2 protein-coding genes and 1 pseudogene are annotated in these 3,906 nt (G+C 53.8%); all 3 read left to right on the plus strand.

What is annotated here, in order from left to right:
• Nucleotides 1–420 precede the first annotated feature (420 nt).
• The 3 genes and pseudogenes from RCH09_RS19415 to RCH09_RS19425 all read left to right on the plus strand — a co-directional run bounded on the left by RCH09_RS19415 (nt 421) and on the right by RCH09_RS19425 (nt 3,791).
• Nucleotides 421–2,151 (plus strand): methyl-accepting chemotaxis protein, encoded by a 1,731-nt coding sequence (locus tag RCH09_RS19415; protein ID WP_326942791.1) that lies wholly within the window; start codon nt 421–423, stop codon nt 2,149–2,151.
• A gap of 293 nt (nt 2,152–2,444) precedes the next feature.
• Nucleotides 2,445–2,570 (plus strand): annotated as a pseudogene (locus RCH09_RS19420) (IS6 family transposase); the annotation flags it as partial.
• 88 nt (nt 2,571–2,658) lie between these two features.
• Nucleotides 2,659–3,791 (plus strand): IS3 family transposase gene (locus RCH09_RS19425; RefSeq protein ID WP_442785070.1). Its coding sequence is split into 2 segments (ribosomal slippage): nt 2,659–2,911 and nt 2,911–3,791, totalling 1,134 coding nucleotides; the frame shifts between segments, so codons are not numbered across the junction.
• Nucleotides 3,792–3,906: the final 115 nt, after the last annotated feature.

A 3,906-nucleotide genomic window follows, 5' to 3' on the forward strand; every position in this document is an offset into this window, starting at 1 on the left:
TGGCTGTGTTCAAAGTGATCCCCACTACTATTTGGTGGGCACCACTTTGGCGGGTCAATGGCGTGATGTACAGACGGCGTTGCTGATGCGCTTACGTTTAAACCCCTTCCTTAGCTTCTAAAACGTCCGCCAACCACAAGGTTTGCTTGACTAAATATCACAGAATAATTATTACTGATTATCAACAATTCCTTCACTGCAACAAGGGGCAGGAGGCGTAGATATTAGACCGGGTTACCCATCGCGCCACACGCTCTTGCTCTGCAAAGGGAGCAACGAGCGGTGCCATGGATAACCCGACACTTGCAAGGCACCGCTTAAAAATCAACGGACTCTGTCCAAGCAAATCAGACCACCTCTCATTTCGAATAGCGATGAGCCGACTATTTTATATTTCAGCAACTAGCTATGGAGTATTTGATGAAAATTAGCACGAGACTGACGATAACTTTCGCCATTCTGGCAGGCATGGTCTCGCTCGTGGCCGTCTTTGCTCTGAATTCCATGGCCAAATCGGCCGATCATTTCAGTCAATACGTTAATGGACTCAACGCGCGGGCCACGGAGGCGAATAAATTTCGTAGAGCGGTGGACGAACGGGCGATTGCAGTTCGCAATCTCGTTCTGGTGACCAAACCGACAGATACCGAGATCGAAAAGGAACGGGTTACGAGCGCTCATGCAAGAGTGGGTGAGCACCTCACCAAACTAAAGGATCTGCTCGCCAAGGCGACCGATGTCAACGAAAAGGGCCGTCTCATGGTGGTCGAAATGGACAAGCTCGAGGCGAAGTATTCGCCAGTGGCGCTTGCCATTGTGGACCTGGCGCTGAAGGGGAAGAAGCAGGAAGCCACTACGATGATCAATGATGAGTGCAGGCCCCTGCTGGCATCGATCATCGAGCTGTCAAACGGCTACGCAAAAATCTCCGAGGATCGATCAGTTCAACTCGCCCAAGATGCAGAGACGAACGTTGCCGTGCAACGGAATGTGCTCATCGCCATATCTCTGTTGGCCGTTTGTTTTGCTGTAGTTGCCGGCGTGCTGGTTACGCGCAGCATTACTCGGCCTATAAACAAGGCGGTGCAACTGGCTGATGCCGTAGCCAAGGGCGATCTGACAATGCAAGTCGAAAACGAGGGCAAGGACGAAATCGCAAATCTACTCACCTCACTAAAGACCATGCAGGAAAGTCTGTTCCGAGTGGTGGCTGACGTGCGTCGAAATGCAGATGGCGTGGCCACGAGCAGTGTAGAAATTGCAGATGGCAATTTAGACCTGAGCCAACGCACGGAAGAACAAGCGTCTGCGCTGGAAGAAACGGCATCTTCGATGGAAGAGCTGGGTACGACAGTGCGCCAAAATGCTGACAACGCTAAACAAGCGAACCAGCTTGCGCTGAGTGCCTCCAAGGTGGCCGTCGAGGGCGGTGACGTCGTCAACCAAGTCGTTGAGACGATGAAAGGCATCAACGACTCGTCCAAGCATATTGTCGACATCATCAGCGTCATTGATGGCATCGCTTTCCAGACCAACATTCTTGCGCTGAACGCAGCAGTTGAAGCCGCTCGCGCTGGTGAGCAAGGGCGTGGTTTTGCGGTAGTCGCGTCAGAAGTACGTAATCTGGCGCAGCGTAGTGCTGCAGCCGCTAAAGAAATCAAGAGTCTGATCGGTGCTAGCGTCGAGCGTGTGGAACAAGGCACCATACTGGTGGACAAAGCTGGTAGTACGATGATCGAAATCGTCGGCTCGATCAAGCGCGTCACCGACCTGATGGCTGAAATCAGCGCAGCCAGCATCGAGCAAAGCGCTGGCGTTAGCCAGGTAAGCGAAGCGGTGAGCCAGATGGATCAAGCTACGCAGCAAAACGCGGCGCTAGTAGAGCAAAGTGCAGCCGCGGCTGAGCATCTGAAAGATCAGGCTAGAGGGCTGGTGCAATCGGTTGCCGTGTTCAAACTGGATTCTCAGCAAGGCTTTAACAATAGCTATGCTGCAGAAGCATCGGAGCGCCGCGGCCTCAACAGGGCTACGAATGTGACTCGTCCCGCATTCAAAAAAGTCGCTAAGCCGATACAAAAAACCACAGCCACGACCGCGCTTTCGATTCCTGGGGACGTTGCATCAACCAGGACTGGGACCGATGGCAACTGATCTGAATTCTGAGGCGTTGTGGCGTGGTTCAAAAGTTCCCCTGTTTTGGGTAACAAAGGCGAGCAGATTCCTTCCGTCAGAACAAGGAAATTTCGGCGTGGTTCAAAAACGGCAATTTTAGGGTCACACGGTCGAGCGGCATACTATCCACGATAGCAATGGAATTTCGATGTGACGGGATTTGATCCGGGAGGCTTACGCCTCCCGCAGCTCAGGCTCGGGTTCTGTCGCATTAGCGGAGTTCGTTGGGCCGACCAGATAGACTACGGTGCCCGAATCCAGGACGAACCGAGATGCTTAACTTCAAAGGGATGCGCTTTCCGACCGACGTGATCTTGCTCTGCATCCGCTGGTATGTGGCTTACCCGCTGAGTTACCGGCACCTTGAGGAGATGATGGAAGAGCGTGGTGTGTCAGTTAGAAGTGGTCCCGGAAATTCGGTCAGTAGTTTAAGTGGTTGCTTTGCTTCACAATTCAGGCTGAAGAGCCGAACACAGGAGCAAGGGCATGACCAAGAGAACGAGACGCAACCACTCAGGCAGTTTCAAGGCCAAGGTGGCACTGGCGGCACTACGGGGTGAGAAGACCTTAATCGAGATCGCCGAGCAGTTCGAGGTGCACCCGACTCAGGTCACCGAATGGAAGAAGCAACTGCTCGAACGGGCCTCTGACGTATTTGATGGCGCAGCGGGCAAGCCGGAAACCGGCCCTGACTTGAAAGTGCTGCACGCGAAGATCGGACAGCAGGCACTGGAAATTGATTTTTTAAGCGGCGCGCTCACCAAAGCGGGATGTCTGAGCGCAAAGCCATGATTGACCGGACCCATGACCTGCCGGTAGTAAAGCAATGCAAGATCTTGTCGCTGTCGCGTTCGACTGCGTATTACAAGCCACATGAGACCAGCCAGAACGATCTGGCATTAATGCGGCGTATCGACGAACTGCACCTGGACTATCCTTTTGCCGGTAGCCGTATGCTGCGCGATCTGTTGCACAGGGACGGCTTTCCAGTCGGTCGCAAGCACGTCGCCACGCTGATGAAGAAGATGCGCATCGTGGCGCTGTACAAGAAGCCCAACACCAGCCGCCGGCATCCGGCGCACCTGGTGTATCCATATCTGCTGCGGCACATGGAAATCACGCGTCCCAATCACGTCTTCGCAGCGGACATCACTTACATTCCGATGAAACGTGGCTTCGTTTATTTGTTTGCCGTCATGGACTGGGCCAGTCGGCGGGTACTGGCATGGCGCCTGTCGAACACGCTGACCACCGATTTCTGCCTCGAGGCCGTGCAGGAAGCCATTGACCGAAACGGTGCACCCGAAATCTTCAACACCGATCAGGGCAGTCAGTTCACCAGCTTCGAATTCACCCAGCTATTGAAAGACAACCATATTGCCATCAGCATGGATGGCCGTGGCTGCTGGCGTGACAACGTGTTCGTCGAGCGGCTGTGGAAATCCATTAAATACGAGGAGGTCTACTTGCGATCCTACGACACCGTCAGCCAGGCGCGTGATGGGATTGGCCAGTATCTGAACTTCTACAATGCGCGCCGGCCGCACAGCTCGCTTGACGCGATGACGCCAGATGAGTATTACTATCAACACCTGCCCGCACTGCAACAGGCGGCGTAGATGCTGGACCGGGTTACCCATGTCAGCAGCGGATGTAATCTGACACAGTGCGGCGATTGAAATCTGATACACCGATTTGATTTGAGATGATGGTGGCTTTTCGGAGCTGCCTTGA

It is taken from the genome of Actimicrobium sp. GrIS 1.19, assembly GCF_035984655.1.
In the GTDB taxonomy this organism is placed as follows: Bacteria; Pseudomonadota; Gammaproteobacteria; order Burkholderiales; family Burkholderiaceae_D; genus Actimicrobium.

Excerpts from the sequence above, each read along its gene's own strand:
- RCH09_RS19415 (WP_326942791.1), top strand. The coding sequence starts at position 421 with ATGAAAATTAGCACGAGACTGACGATAACTTTCGCCATTCTGGCAGGC.